This is a genomic window from Bacillus sp. 2205SS5-2 (assembly GCF_037024155.1).
Classification (GTDB): domain Bacteria; phylum Bacillota; class Bacilli; order Bacillales; family Bacillaceae_K; genus Bacillus_CI.
In genome coordinates this window covers 1-19,112 of sequence record NZ_JAYKTS010000019.1, presented here as the reverse complement: position 1 = coordinate 19,112, position 19,112 = coordinate 1, and the positions used below count along the sequence as shown (strand labels likewise).

Below are 19,112 nucleotides of genomic sequence, written 5' to 3'. Positions count from 1 at the left end.
GAAGGAGAGTCTGCTAGAATAATAATTTGTGGCTACTACATAACGTAGCGGGTTGGGAGAGGGATTTGTTCGTGAGGACAGATATTTATGAAAAAAGAAAGAGGAATATTCTTATTAAAACAACATGAAACATCGGTAAGGAAAGAGGTTATGGCAGGTTTTATTGGCTTTATAACCATTGCTTATATTATTGCGGTGAATGCCTTGATTTTAACCGAAGCGGGTATTCCGTATGAAGGGGCCGTCCTAGCCACAATATTTGCATCATTCTTTGGGTGCGCCTTAATGGCATTTTGGGCAAATGCTCCAATTTTGCTTGTTCCTGGTATGGGAATTAACGCCATGTTCACATTCACCTTAGTTGGTTCAATGGGCCTGAGTTGGCAAGAGGCACTTGCGGTAGTGTTTGTATCGGGAATATTGTTTGTGGTTGTTGCGTTTACAAGACTTTCTGAAGTGTTAAGTAAAGCCATCCCTTCCTCATTAAAGGATGCCATAACGGTAGGTCTAGGACTGTTTTTAATGTTGATTGGACTAGAAAAGGGTGGAATCGTGACCCGTGGAGAAGATGCGTTGATTGCACTAGGAAATTTTGGTGACTTAACGGTAATCGCAACAATCTTAACTTTACTTGTCACACTCATTTTATTTTTGCGTAATATTCCAGGAAGCTTTTTATGGAGTATCGCTTTTGGTACAGTCCTGGCCCTTATTTTTCAAATAGAGCCAACCGTTGAAAGTTCAACACTATCATTGCAATCTTACAGTGATGTCTTTGGTGCACTTTCGTTCAGTAATCTACTCAGCTTTCCATTTTTTGTTGGTGTGTTTTCAGTTACGATGGTTCTGGTCTTTGAAAACATTGGTCTTGTTCATGGTCATGTTGATCTGCTGAAACAACCGGAGAAATACAGTAAATCATTTCAAGCAAATTCCATTTCTTCCATGTTTTCTGGAGTATTTGGAACAAGTCCGACGGTATCGACCGTTGAAACTTCGGCAGCCATAGCGTCTGGTGGACGTACTGGATTAACCTCGTTAACTACCGGTGTTTTGTTTTTAGCATCTATCTTCTTTATTCCATACATTAAGTGGATACCAAATCATGCTATTGCCCCCATCTTGATTTTAATCGGCGGGTTAATGATTCAAAATATACGTCATATGGAATTAAAGGATTTAACCGAGGCACTTCCTGCGATTTTCATCATAGCAATGATTCCTTTTACGTATAGTATCGCAGATGGCATTGCAATCGGGTTTATACTGTATCCTATTTTAAAATTAGCAAATGGGAGAGGAAAAGAAGTTTCTTTCTCATTATATATCATTGCTGGTTTATTCTTAATGAATTTTGTCGCAATTCATATTTCTTGAAAAATTCCCATAATAATTTTTATGGATTCGGTTTTTGAGCGCAAAACGGCAAATAACACATCAAATAGCAGACCAATTAGTAATTTAATTGGTCTGCTATTTTTTTGATATGAAAAGATTTATCAACAAATACTAGGTAATATTAAAAATAAATCACTTTCCTTTTTAGTTAGCTGTTTTCGCAACGTTTGTGGCTTTTCGTATCCATTAATAATCTATGATATAGCTACAATGGATACGAAAAGAGCCTCTAATAATGATGAAAAAACAAAAGAAATGTCCAGTGTTGCTCAGAAAAACATGGATGAATTAACAGATGAATTGGCTCACATCGATTTGGTTAATTGGGTGTCCTAGGATGGCGACTTTGTTGTAACTTTAATATATGATTATGAAAACTTAAAATAGTAGGGATTATCCCGTTAAAAGGAACTCTAGTTGAATAGAACATTAAAAAGAAACGCTTTGAGTTTTCTCGCACTCGGAGCGTTTTTTTATGCTAATGTTTAGGTGTTTTTTCTTATAAAATAGACAGATTTTTACTATATTGGTATGATGAAGGTATGTGAAACAGATAAGGAGTGTATATTATTTGGAGGTCTTTGTTGCTCGCCAACCTATCTTTGATATATATGAAAAATGCGTTGCTTATGAATTGCTTTATAGACATAGTTCTGTCAATTCCTTTGACCATTCAAACGGTGACATTGCGACAGCCGAAGTTCTCGTAAATAGTTTTTTGACGATTGGTATCGAGCAAGTCACAAATGGAAAGCCGTATTATATCAATTTTACAGAAGGAATGCTTTCAGATGACATCACGAATCACTTTCCAAAGACATTATTAGTAGTGGAAATATTAGAAGAAGTTCTCCCGACAAATGAGTTGATACAAAAAGTAAAGAATATAAAGTCACTTGGATATCAGGTTGCAATTGATGATTTTGTGTTAGACACAAAAAATCCCTTTAGTGTGGAATTGCTTCGAAGTGCAACCATTGTCAAGGTTGATTTTATGAATTCAACCCTCCAAAACCGAAAGAATATTGAAACGCTAGCGAAAGCTTTCAAAGTTAAACTGCTAGCGGAGAAGGTTGAGACAAGGGAACAATACCAGGAAGCGAAAATGAAAGGTTATGAATATTTTCAAGGCTATTTTTTTAGTAGGCCAAAGATAATAAGTAGCCATGACGTCCCGATATATTTTCATTCTTATATTGAAGTGATTAGGCAATTAAGTACTTCAGATCCTGATGTGAGGAAAATCGCATCATTTATTGAAAAAGATTTGTCTTTATCATACAAGTTATTAAAACTTATTAATTCTTTCACCTATAGAACCTCTCAACCAATTAAATCCATTCAACAAGGCATAGTTTTAATCGGCTTAAACGAAGTTCAAAAGTGGATTTATATTTTAGCTGTTAGAGAACAATGGGGGAGCACGCAATCTCTCTCGAAAGAAGTTATGCGCCTTTGTCTTATCAGAGGGAAATTGTGTGAATATATAGGGAAACATCAATTGGGTGTAAAAGAGTCATCCACTTATTTTCTTCTCGGCATGTTTTCATTAATGGAGACGATATTACAAAGGTCTATGGAAGTGATACTCAAAGACTTACCTCTAGATAAAAAAATGAAAGATGCATTAATGGGGACAGAGAATGAGTTAAAAGAAACCCTAGAAGCGGTAATTGCTCTTGAAAAAGGGAATTGGAAAGTGATGGATAGATTTATCGAAGGCAAGCACATAACACCGCATATGTTAATACCATGGTATGAAGGAGCCCGTGAATGGTCCGAGAACTTACTAGAAAATGAAATAATAGGAATATAGTATTCAATCTGTTATTCATTTAAACATAAAGACCTGGAGTTAAAAACTTTCTTTGCGGTTTAATGTATCTTTTTAGTTCTACTGTCAATAGACGGACTAAGGAGGCTGGGAGAGGTACTGCTTTTAAATCGGCTGGCTGGGGGTATATTCCGATTTTGTTGATCTCTACCCGGATGTTACCTTGAAAAAGTATCTCCTGGTCGGCAGTAAATACTTTATTTTCAACAGTAACCATCCTAGAATCCTGTTGGAGGCTAATTTCTTCCACTTTTTGCACTTTAAAACGAAAGCGATAGTCTTTATACATATGAATCACCTCTTTTTTTCATTTTAATATTATTGCACTATCCTGGTCAATATGGCAATCTAAGAAAAGAGATTAGAAGTGAGCAAGAGGAGGAAATATAATGGAGTTTGATTTTATTAAGTGCCATGGATCGGGTAATGATTTTATTCTTATTGATGAAAGAGAGCATGAGTTTGACTTAACGAACCAAGAAAGAGAGATCTTAGCGATCGGTCTTTGTAACCGAGAAAACAGTATTGGCGCGGATGGGATTTTATTCGTCATGGATAGCGAACATGCTATGGCCAAAATGCGAGTGTATAATGCTGATGGATCAGAAGCTTCCATGTGTGGAAATGGCTTACGATGTGTGGCTCGCTACGTTTGTGAAAAAGAGGGTGTAAGTCAAGCGATTATTGAAACTTTAAAGGCGGATTTGAGCGTTTCAAAAAAGCCATCTATTTATGAAAATATTCCTACGTATCAAGTTGAAGTATCTCCCGTTTCATTTGAATTGGCTGATTTACCTATGTGTAGGAACCAAGAAGAAATTCTCTTAAACGCTTCACTCGAAGAATTATCTCCTAGCTTATCGTTTAGTGCTGTCGCTGTACCAAATCCTCATTTAATTGCGATTGTTGAAGCTGAATCCTTACGAACTGAAGAACAAAAAGATATTGCTCAAGCAGTAAATGGTCAGAATACAATGTTCCCAGATGGGGTCAATGTAAGTTTTGTCTCAGAACTTGCCCAAGGAACGATTTATGTTCGAACCTATGAACGGGGAGTAGGATTTACGAATGCATGCGGAACTGCAATGAGTGCATCGACGCTCATTTTTCAATTAGCCAGAACTGGGTCCGTCGGTCAACCTATGATTGTTTATAACGATGGTGGTATGGTAAAATGTGTTCCTCATTTACAAGAGGATGAAACGTATTCTATTGACTTAATTGGAAATGCAACGTTTGTATATGAAGCAATAGTGGATTTTGATTTTCATAAGCCTGAAAACAGTATCCTCATTCAGAAGCATTCCACTCTTGAAGAAAAAGAATATTCTAATCTTAAAGAATATGCGAAATCTCTCGTAGCAGTTCATTTATCGCAAAATTAAGAAGTATGTCTAAAACGATCGAAGTTCCTAATCGGAGTCGATCGTTTTTTATTGGATAATAAGTGGAGATATCACTTGAAAATTATTGTTGATGTTGAGAGGTGAGCAAAGCAGCTTCGCTTGGGTTCAACAATTAGGTGTATTCCTCCATAGAAATGGCTTATTTCGGGGTGAATATTGGCTTTGTTTAGAATGATTCCACTTTGCTAAATATTTAAATTTTTTTACGCGATGGAATATTAGAAGAAACTTCAAGTATTCACCCAGACAGATCAAACCAATTTTTATCACTTCGACAAAACCTTCCAGGCATGAGTGCCTTCTCTAAATGAAAATAGAAAATATTGAAAAAAATCATTTTGATAGCTTGTTTAACTCAATATTCAATTGTAAAAGGCTATTTTCGCAAAGTTTGTGTCTTTTCGAATAAGTAGGAATCTCATGACTTGTATGATTTCGTGCTCTTTTCCTATACATTGTGGCTATTTCATCATACTCTTGATTAAATCTTTCATTTCACTGTTGAGTTCCATCAAAAATAGACGAAATGATGCCCGAAACTAAGCTAAATCATAGATGATAGACTGATACGAAAAGCAACAAACTTTGCGAAAACAGCCTTTCCTAATGAAAAATTCTTCATTTCTAGATAAAAAGAAAGAAATCAATCAAAAAAACCCTACAGACTGTTTTTTCTTTGTCTCAAGAGCAGCAAAGTATATGAAAATAGCCTAGTAAAAAAAGCAAATGAGTTTACGAAAACATCCTTTATTACCGAGCACCATAACTATTGAATTTGATTTTTTGAAAAAAGTTCATGCATATCGAGGCAGCTGAAAACAAAATAATTCTCTTGAAATGATGTCAAGTTAGGCACATCGAATGGACAAGAAGAAAGGAGATTGTTGAATGAATAGAAGGAGGCTGATTTTGTTGGAGGACAAATTTAGTTCAAACGATGATGCTCACGGCAGATGCATCAATTCTCAAGGAGCTTGACTTTAGAGAGCTTCAATTTCAAGGTATATTTATGCTTTTTTATCACAGAAAATTGACAAGGACTACCGAAATATTATGAAAAGGGAATTAAAAAACCGCCGCTCGTTTACTCATACCAAATTAAAATAGTATCATTGGAACGAGGGAATACAAGAAAACACCGATTCAGATGTAATGATAAGTAATAAGGTATGGAGATAAACGGGGAATAAATATATATAGGGGTGAACCTTGATTGTACGATTCCCATTAAGAAGTATTTCCTTTGGGGATGTGCGAGAACGGAAAAATAATGAGCAAGAGGACATAGGATCCTTTTTTGAATGGGAATCACGAAAAATCGTGTTCTGTTGTAATTTGATGAGGTATAGCATTGAAAATTGATTAGGGGACCAATATTTTAGGGAGAGATCACATTCGACTTTATCTAAATTTATATATTAAACCATATTATCCTCGCGATCTTGCCAATTAAAAACTGTAAAAGGTTTGTCTAAGCTGTATTGTGGAATAAAATAAAGATCTAGAGGATTATCTGAGATGATGTCCATAAAGAAAATAGTAAAGCGAGGTAAGCTTACCATGATCAATGTAGAAAAAAAGATGCTAATTAATAAAACCGTTGTCTTATTGGCGTTAGCCTTAAGCACACTAATTATTTTTTCATGGGGATTTGTTGAAATTGTTGATGAGCTCCAAGAAAATGAGATACACGCTTTTGATAATGATGTGACTAATGTGGTGAGAATCTCGATAACAGAAAGAGTGACTAATGTGATGACATTCGTCACCTATTTTGGTGGAGTTGAATGGATTACATTGTTAACATTACTTATTACTTTAGGATTAATCGTATTTAAAAAATATCCATTGGCATTTTATTTTGCTAGTGTGAATGCGTTGGGAGCAGGGTTTAATGCACTGTTGAAAAATATTTTCCAACGAGAACGTCCAGCGATTGAGCATCTTGTTGAGCAGGGTGGGTATAGTTTTCCGAGTGGACATTCAATGGGGTCAATCATTTTTTACGGAGCCCTTACAATTGTTATTTACCGTTTGGTCGAATATCGCTGGGCAAAAGTGACCATTGCAGTATTAGGTATTCTTTTTTCCATACTGATTGGAGTTAGTAGAATTTATTTAGGTGTTCATTTTCCTAGTGATGTGGTTGGTGGATTTTCAGCAGGAGGGGCTTGGTTGATCACTTGTACTATTTTGTATGTTGTTCTATTCAATTTTAGGAAAAGAATCTAACTCTGTCAGAATGAGAATCTACTTTGAAAAACTAAAAAAATTCTTCATGGTTGTACAGAGGTTCATCATGTTTTGAGAAACCCTGTTTAAGATATTTGTTAAACGAATAATCTTACTTAGAAATATACCGTATTCGAAAAGTCAAATGACCTCAGGGCAAAGGTGAAGATGAATCTAATAGCTCTACCATCATCCAATCTTCTTTTGAGCGTAATGAGCTAAACACAATTATGACATTAGTGATAGTTATCTCGATACTATTAATGTTAGAGTGGTTGCAATTTATGAAGAATATTTCTGAAAGATGGCTACTGGGAAATTGATAATCATAACTGAATATGGCCAAGTTAAAGGGAAGAACATAGAAAATGAGATTCAAGGTAGATACTCTTGAAATGAAGAGGTAGCAAGGAGAAATTTATTCTGAATCTATGATTAATCGAGCTAGATTAGAGATAGGAGGAATAATAGTATAAGAACTAGGGGATCAAGTGAATCCTTTAACTGAGGCGACCTTAAGCGAATGTCATTTAAATAGGCTGTTTTCGCAAAGTTTGTTGCTTTTCGTACCCGGTTATCATTTATGATAGAGCTTTTTTTCAGGCATCATTTCGTCTGTTTTGATGGAAATCAATAATGAAATGGAGGATTTAGTCAACAATCAGATATAATAGCAAAAATGTATACGAAAAGAGTCTATAAATAACCACAATCTTTTTGAGATGAGACTTTATTGAAGGGATGAATTGATTAAAACTGATGGGTGCTGCATGAAGAATGAGTCGTGGTGAATTACTACTATTTAATATCGTCCTTTTCTTCTGATGGAGTTTATGCACATCTATACTAAGAAATATTAGACAAAAAACGAGTGATCCCATAGGAAGAAATCACTCGTAATTTTTGTTGTGGAGAAATTCTATTTTGAAACTAGAATAGATTGAAAAAATATGGGCCTACGCTCAAAACGAAGAGCATCATGTACACCCCCATGAAATAGAACGCTCCTGCAAATGCGCTCCAATCGGGATCACGTCCGATTTTCCATAATATAGTTGTGACAATGGAAAGTAATACTAAAATAAACCATATACTTCCATCAAATGAATAGTACGAAGGTGCCATTTGATAAAAATATGAATCCATTGCCTGGTTTAGATAAAATATAGGCATGAAAAGGAATATGCCTATTGAAGTATATTCCGCCCAATTGATTCCATCTGATTCAAATATGTTTGGTTTGAATATGTTTAACATTATTAATAGAAATAAAGAAGGAAGAAAGACGTAAAAGGATGTTAATAGAGCAATAAAGCCACTGAAAATCATAAGAAAGCTATTATAAAAGGCGTCCAAATAATCAGTTTTGCTTAAAGCTAAGCTTTGTTCAATGATATTTTCATTGGTAGAAGCACCATATAAGTTTAATTCTTTTCCATCATAATTCAACCAGTAAAAAGAGGATAGTTTGGGAACATGAATGGGAGCATATGTGATATTTTTGGTTGTAGATACTACTTCACTTTGCACTTCATTTCCATTCAATTTTCCCGCATATAGACTTATAGTATTCTCTCTTCCAATGTTCAGGTCTTCGGCGGTAAAGAATAATGTCGTTTCATCTGCCGTTGTGATTAAGCTGAGTGATTGTGGGGTAGAGAACTCATAAGAATAATTTTTATGGGTAAAAGATATGGTCTCTGGTTCTATATTATTTGAAGAAAAATCATCAAGTGTTCCGACTAACTTTGATGCTTTATATGCAAGGACACCCTGAGAGCGACTAGTCTTTTCGATGATAATTAAAAGTTCACCTGCTTCATCCAATGTTCCAGTAAGTCCCTGAATTTTATCATTTTGATTATCCGCTAATTTTGTCAAAAGAATGGGAGAAGGATTCTCCTCAGTAATATAGAACAAATCAGCAAGAACATTATCCTTATCAGGAACTACGACAACCAATTCTCCACTGTTTAAGAAATAGGCATTAGATATAGAATTCTTAAATTCTGTTAATAGTGAAGATTTTCCATTGTTGAGGTTGTAAGTGAATAAGGACTCCTCATTCCAAAATACTACATTATGGTGCTGACCTTGAACTCCTACTGCAGCATCAGCAATGACTTGTTCTTCCTTCGTATCACTTAGAATCAATTGATCGTTTTTTATGTAGATAAATTGTTCTCCATCAGACCAAAATCCTCTTCCTTTTGGAAATGAAATGGGATAGTTTTCTTCCCTGAATGTCATGTTTTCCTTGAATGTTACTTTTTGAACATTCGTTGAAGTGGAATAATAAACGGTGTCTTCTTGTTTAAATACTTCCGGTTTTTCATTTAAGGAAACATTCAATGGAACGGAGCGGCTCCATGTCTCATTGGGTACTTGTCTGACTTCACTAAGTTGGTGCAGAAATAATAGCCCTAGAAAGAGAAAACTCGTAAAAATAGGTATACCAATAGTTTTTAATTTTTGCATAAATTATCCTCCCTTTTAAAAACCTAGTTTGATTCTACCATAATTTTACTAAATTCGATTTATTTTAAATTTTCAGATATTAAAACGAAAAAATTTTGGATAAATTAAAAAGTTGTATGAAAATACGAGGTTGATCTTCATTAAAGTATATTCAATTTCTTTTCAAAGGGCTGTTTTCGTATAGTTTGTGATAGTTTATCATCTAAGATATTGCTTTGTTTCGGACATCCATTCGTCTATTTTTGATGGAAATCAATAGTGAAATGAAGGATTTAATCAAAGATGAGGTAAAGTAGCCATAATGTATACGAAAGGAGCATTTCTAAAAGAAGGATAGAAAAAATAAGGAGGGAATGGTTTGACGTTTAGTGTTAAAGGGAATCAACTTCAGGGGATTCAGTTATGAGGAAAGCCCCTCAGGTAACATATCAACCAAATAACCCAAACTGAATACTTCCAGTGTTGGTCATTTTGCAGGAATAGTACTTTACCGATTTTCGCGGCTTAAAGACCTAAATAATATTGAGAGAGGTATCTAAGAAATGATAGGTTAATCGGATTGACAGAAATAGGATACTGTTATATAATAAAGGTTGGCTAAATGTCCATAATAGAATGAAGCAAAATATTTGCTAACCGTATCTAGTCTGTTAGCTAAAATCTTGAAATTTAATATTGGGAGGGCAAGACTAAATTACCTTGTATTTTCACATAAGAAATCTCACACTTATGAATTCCGGCCTAGACGATCTCACAGTTTTGCGCCGAAGAAACCACGAATTTCGTTTCCTCTCAAAACTCATTTTATTCCATTTAATTTTATTCCAATTAATGAACTGATTCACGCTGGCACGGCCTAGGAGCCGTAAGGATGAAAGAGAGGTAGGGCTTTCATTGTCTCAGAAAGTAAAGCGGACAGTTTAGCTTAAATGATCTATCGACAATCAATCGCCTTACATGATTATTGCATTATTTTGTTATTGCATCAGAAACTCATCTTCATATTATATTTGTCTCCAACTTTTTTAAAGACAAGGACGATCTCTGCTGAGAGACTGTTTAATGTTGAAGTGGAGTTTGCTGATTGCTTACTAATGTATAAGATAAGGATAGACTAAGAGAGCAATTTAATCATTAAGGATTCTCTCAAACAGATAGACGAGAACAATACTATTTTTATACGGAATAGTTCAAATCAACAATCAAAAAAATAATTTCACAACCTATTTTCTTTGATATTGCTGGAGATTTTGAATTTTAACATTTATTTTGGTTGTGTTCAAAAAGCACAAGGGCTTCCCTTGTGCTTTTGTCCATTTATTTTACATAGTTTCACGTTTGCTTAATTGCGTTTTAATTTCGGAAAATGAAAGAGGGGTTCTTTTACCACTACAAGTGCAGGATCTTTTCTTTTTGCAGGAGAAGACAAAAAGGTGTAAAGGGCTCCCATAAATACTGCACCACCAATGATATTTCCAATCGTTACCGGGAGAATATTGTGAACCATGCCAGCGAATGTAATAGTTTCCGGATGTGGTAGTGCTAGTGCTAATGAGAATAAAACAAAATTAGCAATACTATGCTCATAACCAGAAAGGAAGAAGGTAAACACAAGTAACATCATAGCCATTACCTTAGCGCCATCCCCTTTGAGTTGCATTGGAATCCATATGGCTAGGCATACAAGCCAATTACAAAGAATACTTCTGAATACTAACTCTAAAGTAGTACCATGCATTTTCTTTTCAGCAAAATAAAAAAGGAGATGATTTTCGCTAATATCACTGAATAGCCCTGTTCCAATAAATATGGCTGTAAAAAATAAGGCACCTAAAATATTTCCGCAATAACAAGCAAGCCAATTGCTAACAAGATCTCTCCATGATGTTTCTTTTCGTAATGTACTGATTGAAAAATACATTGTATTTCCAGTGAATAGCTCCGCATCACCATAAATAATCAATAATAATGCGATTCCGAAAAAAATCGATGTCATTAAATAAATGGCCGGGGAATCGACTAGTCGAAAGGATTCTCCTAGTTTAAAGCATAAAATTATAGCAAATCCAATATAGACTCCAGCTAAGGCAGCACGAACTAAGTAGTTGACAACAGATCCCTCTAAAATTCTTTTCTTCTTTAAGGCAAGCTCAGTACATTGTCTAATTCCATCATTCAATTGAAACACTTCTTTCCAATAGTGTGTGATGTATTTCACATTAATATTACAATTACTCTACCTTAATTAGAAGTGTCCGGCAAGAGAAATTAGTCAATGTTTATAGAGTATTCATATTTTAAAAAATGTAAGCGATTTCCACGAAAAATATAGTTGCAATTAATAAATGATGTGAAATTACCTTTTAATCTTCCTCATTTGTCCATCATTTTTACCCTAGTTTAATCCTCAATTAAGCATAAAAATCATCGATATCGACCGGCTCCTCGTTCCAGTGCGGATAAATTCATGCGTGAAGCCTTCGCATTATTGTTCATAATCCTTTCGACATCGGAAGGCAAGTTGTCAAGATGAATGAATTCTTCATACATCTCAATATTATTAATTTCAGCTCTAACACTTTGGTTGAATGCATCCTTTAACGAGTTTGGTGTGTTGATAGTCAATTGCGCCTTATTTTCAGGTATAGGCAGATTATAGTCTTCAAACAGTCTTTGAATAGCATCGATATGCCTCTGTTCCGCTTCTTTGATTTGAACAAATGGAATAAACTGGTCAAATTCTTGAATTATTGCATTGTACCTGGCTTGTGCTTTGTATTCATTTTGTAAGCTAGCGGTGAGTGTTTTTTCTAAGAGGGTAGAAGAGTCTGATAAGTTTGTTTGAGCAGATGTGACACAGACAAATGTCAACCAAAAACAAATTATCATACTGATAGTTTTCTTCATTTTGTACATCCTTTCTTATTTCCTTCATTAAGTACTAAGACTGTATTCTCGAGGGGATATAGCTTTTCGAAGTAGTATCTATCTCTAATAAAGGTAGTATTACCCTAAGTATTTTCATAGAATTGTCATTGATGTGCCTACCTTAGACCAACTATTTATCTAAAAAAATTCAGTTCAAGATGATTGTGAGTAAATATTGGTAATTCATACATTAAACTCTTCAATTGGGATGAAACCCGATTTTAATTAACAAGTTTGATAGTAAGGAAACACTATTTCAGTCGAGAAAAGTAAGTTTTATCAGTGCTTCCATAAGAATGAATGGTAAGTTCTTTTAGTGATACAAAACAGGGGACTTTAAATTTGAAGACGATATCAATGAAAATTAAAGGCGATTTGAAATGCATTTTTTGAGAATTTGGGGTCATGATTGTAAGTGGAAATATTTCTGTTATTCATGAGATTGAACTATATAGGTTAGATTTAACTCTGTTTATGGATGAAGAGTTTTTTCAAATAAATTTACAACATAGTAATTTTCGGAATGCTCTTAATGAGAGGGAGATTTTCTGTGATTTTTATTAATCCAGTTATTAAACCTTTCTTCGATGAGGAAATTTCGATACTTGTGATACATACCCTATACAATTTACACCCCTTCATCATAGTCTATCTTAGAGACAATTTCTCAAATGATAAGTATAGGTGGTGAAGTCATATGTGTTGTGGTAGCACTGGAGGTTATGGATACGGCGGAGGCTATGGGAATAGCTTTGTTTTGATCGTAGTCCTCTTTATCTTGTTGATTATTGTAGGCGCCGCTTGTTTTTATTAAGTTTTCAATGAGGCCTATCAATAAGATAGGTCCTTTTTTTACTATTTCTAATGAATCTATTACTCAAGAATACAATATACAGCAGTCCTTGAGACTCTAAACTCATCCCCATTGTGAATATATTCTGACTCAATTAACAATCTCACTCAGAAAGGGAGAGGTTTCCTCACTAAATTGTATCAATACCTTTTAGAACAATCAATTCAATAGTAGCAGTACCTTCTAATGAAAGGAGGAAAATCATGCTTAATAAATTTTTTGGAAATATTGAAAAAAAAACGGGAGTCAAAATGAATGAAGTTATGAAACTAGCCCAATCTGCAAAAGGAGCCAACTTAAAAGACGAAACAACCGTTCGAAATCTTGTGAAGAAAGTTTCAAATGTAGCCAATCGACCAATTTCAAAAGAAAAGGAAGATAAGATTGTCCATGCCATTTTAACAGGAAAGGTACCAAAGGATTTTTCTGGTTTGGCCAAGATGATGAAAAAGAAAAATTAATTTTATCAACATTGATAAAAAGCGCTATCGGTCCTTCATCAATAAAAATGAATGGCTCATTTCTTGCACATTGATGCTAACGAATCAATCATTTTGTGCAAATAACCAGTTCTTAATTTCAAATAGATGATCCAATTCATTTTTTTCCAAAACTTGTAGGCTGGACTGAAACCAACAAACTTTACAAAATCATCCTAATAAATGGACGAACTATTTTTCAAAATAACATTAGAATGCCTACACTGATTGTTACTTATCACAATATAGTATAGAGAATGGTCCTTTCCATTCGGAATATTTCGATGAAATGGGGTGTAGTGAATGTCAGGAGGCGGATATGCAGGTGGATTTGCGTTAATTGTCGTATTATTCATCTTGTTAATTATCGTTGGAGCAGCAGCTGTAGGTGGTTACGGCGGAGGATACTAAAAATTCGAAGAGGACAGATAAAACTGTTCTCTTTTTTCATGATTTTTAGCTTTGGCAGTATTCTCAAAGATTGTTACTTTTCACGGAAGTGAGTAAATTACGATAGAGAAAAACTTCAGTGTTCATTTCGTACCAACTTCATTTTCAATAAAGATATAGCACGGGATTGTCATCCTTTTTTTTGCGAATACCAACAAAATTTACGAATAAAGTCTTAGTTTAAGTATTTTGCAAAAGCTCTTTTCATATACACTGTGGCTATTTCATCTGATTTTTGATTAATTGCGAAAAGAGCCTTAGCAAAAGAGGGAGACTCCTTATCCGGAAGACTCCTTGTAAATTTCGTATTAATATCTCCCGTGTCTTCCAAATCCACGTCTCCCAAATCTAACATGGAATCCACGTCTTCCAAATCTTCTCCCGCGACCAAAACGGCCAAATCTATATCCGTAAAACGGCATTCATTTCACCTCCGAAAAGCAGATTCAACATAGGTGTAAAAAAATTTCCTCTTATAGGTTGGTTCATATTAACATATGGTTGTTTGAATGAATTTGTATAGATACTTGTCTAATTTAAGTGAAATAAATCATTAGATTTGAATTAATGATTTATTGATTTATCAATATTTTTTGAAAAATTAGTAGAATATGTTCTCCTGTAAATTATGATAAAACCACGTTTCTGTGAATAATAAAACTCCATATTATTACGGTGGGTAGTTCTCGCCCAAAAATCTAATTAATAGGAGCAAATTCATGGGCTGGAATACCACAACATCCACATAAGTGAACGACCAATAAAATTCATCAACTCTCTATTGGTGTCCATTTAAATGAATGCGAAAGTCCGGAGAAGGTTGCGAAACAGCTGAAGTATAAGAAAGTACTTCAAAGATTTATTGAGTTTGAAAATATACATGCTTCTCAACTTCCGTGAACGTGGTATTCACTTTCTTCAGATTTGTATGAAAGGTCTATGCACATCATGTCTATATGAAAGGCTCTTTCCGTACAAATTGTAGCTATTTCATCTGATTTTTGATTAAACCTGCCCTATTACTGTTGATTTCCATCAAAAACTCGATGATATGATGCCCGAAACAAAGCTATATATAGATTATAAACTGGTACGAAGAATAAACTTTCCAAACAAGCCTTATGATCCAAACAAAAGAGAATTAAAACCATCCGATTTTTTCTTGCCATTAGTCGCCTACATGTGATCGATTCCTCAACCAGGTACTTGAGATTGAGCCAAAAGCCTTGATCACTTTTTGGAAGACTAAAGGGAAGTGTCGTCTTCATTCGCTAGTGGTCATAAAGAATGAATGAACTGTGTCGATTTAGAAGCCATTTTATCCGCCAAGGACTCTGATCGGTCGCAAACGGTTGAATGGCATCGGAATCGATTCCAATGCCATTCATTTATTTGGAAGAGAATAGTGTCAATAATCAGTTTAATCGACATTGTGACTAGGATGTTTGATTCATCATATGATTAAAGAAAAATGCCATGAATGTAGATCTTTCCGAACTATTGGCAGTGCCAGAAAACCACTTTTTTCATGATCAAGCACTCTTTTTAGGGAATATTCAATATAGCACCAAGATGGAAATTCCATGCGCTTTATTCGATCCAAGGTAGTGAAAAAAACGACATTATCCGCTTAACCAACTGCTTCGAATTTTCGGCCAAAGAAGTTGGAGACTTGTACCGTTACGTTAGAAAATAGAGACTTTCATTAAATGAAAGAAGGTATATTTAAAATAAAACTAGATGAAATGCAAAAAAAAGCAAACTACTATTCAAAGTAGTTTGCTTTACACCGTTTACTTACCTGTTACATCCTTTTCGTGTTGTGGAAATAAAAAATAAGTGATGACTCCCGAAAGAATTGCTCCACCAATAGAAATTGTTAAAATCATACTTTTTCCAATTTCCTCGTAATCATTATTTAAAATACTTATACAAAGTATTAGTACAATCAGAGCAATTACTCCGATTATAGTAAAGCGTTTCATAAAATACACCTCTTATTAATCCGTCGATACTTTTTAGTTTATCATATTAGTAGCGGGTTGATTGGAAAAGTTGGCTAATTTGAAAAATCAAGAAAAGATAAAAATAGAAATTTTTTTGGTATTTCTTCCTGAACCATGCACTTTTCTTTTTCCTGTCTATGTTAAAAATATTCTCCTTGTATAGTACAAATATAAGAGCTCTGTCACTAAAAGGCTGCGGAAGATGAATTAGAATAGCTAGATATTTTTTTTCAAAGATGGAAGTGTGGTCAGCTTCCATTTTTGAAAAAAGGGGATACAATAATGATTTTTACACTAAGAAAAGTGGAATTTCTTGAAATGAAAATGACAGAATTGAAGGAGACATTGTAGGACTAGTGATATGACAAAGCATAAATGTAAGTTGATTTCGCCCGGAAACCGCATCATGTAGCCACTAACTAAAAACGAAAAATGAAATCATTATATTCTAGTCCCAGGGTGTCATGTCTGTTGTAATAAATTAGGTTATTCATTTACCTCTCATATTCCGTTCATGAAGCTATTCAATTTTTATTTGTAAATTCTGAATCATGAAAGACAAAATAAATTAATATCTGCTAAAAAGTATATATTATTTTTTGTTGGCTCTTTTCGGATACTTTGTTGCTCTTGACACAAAGGAAAAACAGGCAGTAGGGGTTTTTTCTCGATTGATTTCTTCCATTTTATCTAGAAATGAAGAAGTTTTCATTATGAAAAGATCACGAAGTCCTACAAGTCAAGTGATTTCTTCTTATTCGAAAAGCCAAAATCTTTGAGAAAACAGCCTTTTTTAAGTGTAACCATGGGCAGAAGCTAAGTTATCTATCCACTTTCGTTAAATTCTTCTATTAAAGCTGTTTTCGAAAGAATTGTTGCTCTTTACATTAGTTTGTAAATCATGATTAAGAAGGGTTTCGAGCATCTTCTTGTATTATTAATCAAAAATTTCTGATGAAAATGAAATAGTTAAATCCATCTATTATAATTTTTTTGTAACAAACTATTCGAATAGAGCCATTATTGAAGAGACAGTTTTCACATTGTTCGCTAGTATTCAACAAACTGTGTATATGAGTGGTTTTGGGTTATTTCACCGTTAGAGATTAAGGATATTTTTCTGAAAAATAAATGTTTCCTCAAAATAATAAATTCTATAACAACCACGTTTACGAAAGGATCCTTTAAAAGAGTAGTGAAATCGAAAATACTGCAGGATATAATAGTCACGTATGCTCTAATTTATAATATCAGCAAAGGAGATGAATGATGTTGACAAAAAATTTTAACGATAAAAATGAAATAAGGATTACCAAAGAAAAACCAGCCTATCTAGTCGAAAACTTTAGAATCTATTTATCTTATCTAAAAACACATTCAATTAAATTAACTAAAGCAAAAGGGTACTTTACCAAAAAAGATTTAATGTCTATTCAGGAGCAAATGAAAGGGGTGAAGGGAGATGTTTCCCCATCTGCGACTCAAATTGGGTACCCAATCATTCATCTGTTTTACCACCTTTCTGTCGTGCTAGATTTCATCAAAGTGAATCGAAAGCAATCTTCAGTAATCGCCATGATTCAACACCAACGAATTGAGGAGTTCAAGAAGCTGACAGATACCGAACAATTTATCACCCTGTTTGAAACGTTTTGGCAGGAGGTTGATTGGCAGAATCTACAAGGAGAGAAATGGAAAAAAGCACCTACTGATATTGACTTTTTCTTTGAAGTATTGGAGAGTGTACCTTCTAATCAAGAGATCAATTTGAAAGAGTTCCCGGATATTGAGAAATATACTAAAACTTATGGACATTTTTTATATTATTTTAGTTATTTTGGATTTTGGACTTTTGAATTAGATCAGGGAAAGGATGACTATGAGGGAAAAGCGAACTCAACAAATGCATTATCGATTCGTTTAACTCCTTTTTTCAAGGAGATTCAGCATATATTACTCGAAACATGGGAGCCGAGTGAACATCATTCGTTTATGCATTCAACACATTTATTGGGTAGCCTACTAAATCTATCCGATGAGCTATCAAATGAATTGATGTCAGAAGAAGAGAAGAATATCGAACCACTAAGTGTACAAATGAGCTCCTTGTTTCCTAAAGGCGAATTATTCCGGACGTTAACAAAGAAACGACCTTGTTTTCAGAGAGGATCATATTTACTTAAAGTAAAACTGAGTTCATCATGCTGGAGAATAATCCGAGTTTCTAGTTCTCACACGCTCCTAGATGTTCATAACATAATCCAGCTAGCGTTTGAACTTGACGATGACCATTTATATTCTTTTTTTATGGACGGAAAAAAATTTAGTCAAGATTGCTATAATTCCCCTAATGATTTACAAGGACCGTATGTGACGGATGTGAAAATAGGTGACTTACAACTATACGATGGGAAGGGTTTCCTCTACTTATTTGATTTCGGAGATGAGTGGGAATTCAATGTAGAAGTATTAAAAATCGCGGAGGGAGTAGAACCTGATTTCGTATCAATTGAAGAAGAATTTGGAGCGGTACCTATACAGTATGGCTGGTAATTTTATGTCCTCTATTAATAAGGGTATTTTCTCTGGAAATGCTGTTTTCAGCATGAGTTGGAAGTGCCATATCATACAAGTTTTTGATGAAATAACTACCGAAAGTAGCTCTTAAATAGTAATATGGCGAAATTACATTGAGAATTATATTATTATTTTGGAAAAGTAAATTAAGTCAAATTGAGGTGGGAAGTGAGAATGTTTGTACTCAAAGTCAGAGTTTGCCAAAAAACGAAAAGAAGAAAATGGGGATGACTGAATGAGTAGGATAGGTGATATTTGTTTGTTTGCATTGATTCGATTCTCTATGGATTCACTAGTTTTGTGGTTCTTCCCATTTTGATATTTAATGTCAAGAGTGTTGATTAACCAATTAAATCCATTAAAAAACTACAAAAAAGGACGCCCTTTTAGTAAAATTGTTGTTACGACACAAACAATTTAAAAAGGAGCGTCCCTATGAAACAGTCTACCACTTTCCCAAATTTGATTCAA

15 protein-coding genes are annotated in these 19,112 nt (G+C 34.3%); 9 read left to right on the top strand and 6 right to left on the bottom strand.

What is annotated here, in order from left to right; translation table 11 throughout:
• The first annotated feature begins 87 nt into the window (after window positions 1-87).
• From U8D43_RS13225 to U8D43_RS13215, 3 genes are all read left to right on the top strand, one after another.
• A complete protein-coding gene (locus U8D43_RS13225) occupies window positions 88-1,377 on the top strand; it encodes an NCS2 family permease (RefSeq protein WP_335871655.1) in 1,290 nt (429 codons plus the stop codon).
• Window positions 1,378-1,608: 231 nt separating this feature from the next.
• Window positions 1,609-1,734 carry a hypothetical protein gene (locus U8D43_RS13220; RefSeq protein ID WP_335871654.1) on the top strand — a complete coding sequence of 42 codons (126 nt, stop codon included), beginning with the start codon at window positions 1,609-1,611 and terminating at the stop codon, window positions 1,732-1,734.
• Window positions 1,735-1,969: 235 nt separating this feature from the next.
• A complete protein-coding gene (locus tag U8D43_RS13215) occupies window positions 1,970-3,214 on the top strand; it encodes an EAL and HDOD domain-containing protein (protein WP_335871653.1) in 1,245 nt (414 codons plus the stop codon).
• A 19-nt stretch (window positions 3,215-3,233) separates the two neighbouring features.
• Here the strand turns inward: U8D43_RS13215 and U8D43_RS13210 are convergent, their stop codons facing one another.
• The gene (locus U8D43_RS13210; RefSeq protein WP_335871652.1) at window positions 3,234-3,521 is read right to left on the bottom strand and encodes a hypothetical protein; all 288 of its coding nucleotides are present in this window, start codon (window positions 3,519-3,521) and stop codon (window positions 3,234-3,236) included.
• 100 nt (window positions 3,522-3,621) lie between these two features.
• Here U8D43_RS13210 and dapF point away from each other — a divergent pair, with 100 nt between their 5' ends.
• Both dapF and U8D43_RS13200 read left to right on the top strand, forming a co-directional pair.
• Window positions 3,622-4,617 carry a diaminopimelate epimerase gene (dapF, locus tag U8D43_RS13205; protein WP_335871651.1) on the top strand — a complete coding sequence of 332 codons (996 nt, stop codon included), beginning with the start codon at window positions 3,622-3,624 and terminating at the stop codon, window positions 4,615-4,617.
• Window positions 4,618-6,156: 1,539 nt separating this feature from the next.
• Window positions 6,157-6,870 carry a phosphatase PAP2 family protein gene (locus tag U8D43_RS13200; RefSeq protein ID WP_335871650.1) on the top strand — a complete coding sequence of 238 codons (714 nt, stop codon included), beginning with the start codon at window positions 6,157-6,159 and terminating at the stop codon, window positions 6,868-6,870.
• A 930-nt stretch (window positions 6,871-7,800) separates the two neighbouring features.
• Here U8D43_RS13200 and U8D43_RS13195 read toward each other — a convergent pair.
• From U8D43_RS13195 to U8D43_RS13185, 3 genes are all read right to left on the bottom strand, one after another.
• Complete coding sequence (locus U8D43_RS13195; RefSeq protein ID WP_335871649.1) at window positions 7,801-9,348, bottom strand: hypothetical protein; 1,548 nt, start codon at window positions 9,346-9,348, stop codon at window positions 7,801-7,803.
• A gap of 1,342 nt (window positions 9,349-10,690) precedes the next feature.
• Entirely contained in the window at window positions 10,691-11,527 is an 837-nt protein-coding gene (locus U8D43_RS13190; RefSeq protein ID WP_335871648.1) for a formate/nitrite transporter family protein, read from the bottom strand.
• Between the two features lie 245 nt (window positions 11,528-11,772).
• The gene (locus U8D43_RS13185; protein WP_335871647.1) at window positions 11,773-12,255 is read right to left on the bottom strand and encodes a DUF2202 domain-containing protein; all 483 of its coding nucleotides are present in this window, start codon (window positions 12,253-12,255) and stop codon (window positions 11,773-11,775) included.
• 718 nt (window positions 12,256-12,973) lie between these two features.
• Between U8D43_RS13185 and U8D43_RS13180 the strand changes: the two genes are divergently transcribed.
• The 3 genes from U8D43_RS13180 to U8D43_RS13170 all read left to right on the top strand — a co-directional run bounded on the left by U8D43_RS13180 (window position 12,974) and on the right by U8D43_RS13170 (window position 14,019).
• Entirely contained in the window at window positions 12,974-13,090 is a 117-nt protein-coding gene (locus U8D43_RS13180; protein WP_335871646.1) for a YjcZ family sporulation protein, read from the top strand.
• Between the two features lie 242 nt (window positions 13,091-13,332).
• Window positions 13,333-13,590: a stage VI sporulation protein F gene (locus U8D43_RS13175; RefSeq protein WP_335871645.1), complete on the top strand. Its 258-nt coding sequence runs from the start codon at window positions 13,333-13,335 to the stop codon at window positions 13,588-13,590.
• Window positions 13,591-13,911: 321 nt separating this feature from the next.
• Window positions 13,912-14,019: a YjcZ family sporulation protein gene (locus U8D43_RS13170; RefSeq protein ID WP_335871644.1), complete on the top strand. Its 108-nt coding sequence runs from the start codon at window positions 13,912-13,914 to the stop codon at window positions 14,017-14,019.
• 214 nt (window positions 14,020-14,233) lie between these two features.
• Here the strand turns inward: U8D43_RS13170 and U8D43_RS13165 are convergent, their stop codons facing one another.
• Together U8D43_RS13165 and U8D43_RS13160 are read right to left on the bottom strand one after the other, a co-directional pair.
• On the bottom strand, window positions 14,234-14,431 hold the full coding sequence (locus tag U8D43_RS13165) for a hypothetical protein (protein ID WP_335871643.1): 198 nt from the start codon (window positions 14,429-14,431) through the stop codon (window positions 14,234-14,236).
• A gap of 1,420 nt (window positions 14,432-15,851) precedes the next feature.
• A complete protein-coding gene (locus U8D43_RS13160; protein WP_335871642.1) occupies window positions 15,852-16,043 on the bottom strand; it encodes a histidine kinase in 192 nt (63 codons plus the stop codon).
• Window positions 16,044-17,333: 1,290 nt separating this feature from the next.
• Here U8D43_RS13160 and U8D43_RS13155 point away from each other — a divergent pair.
• Entirely contained in the window at window positions 17,334-18,617 is a 1,284-nt protein-coding gene (locus U8D43_RS13155) for a plasmid pRiA4b ORF-3 family protein (RefSeq protein ID WP_335871641.1), read from the top strand.
• The last annotated feature ends 495 nt before the right edge of the window (window positions 18,618-19,112 follow it).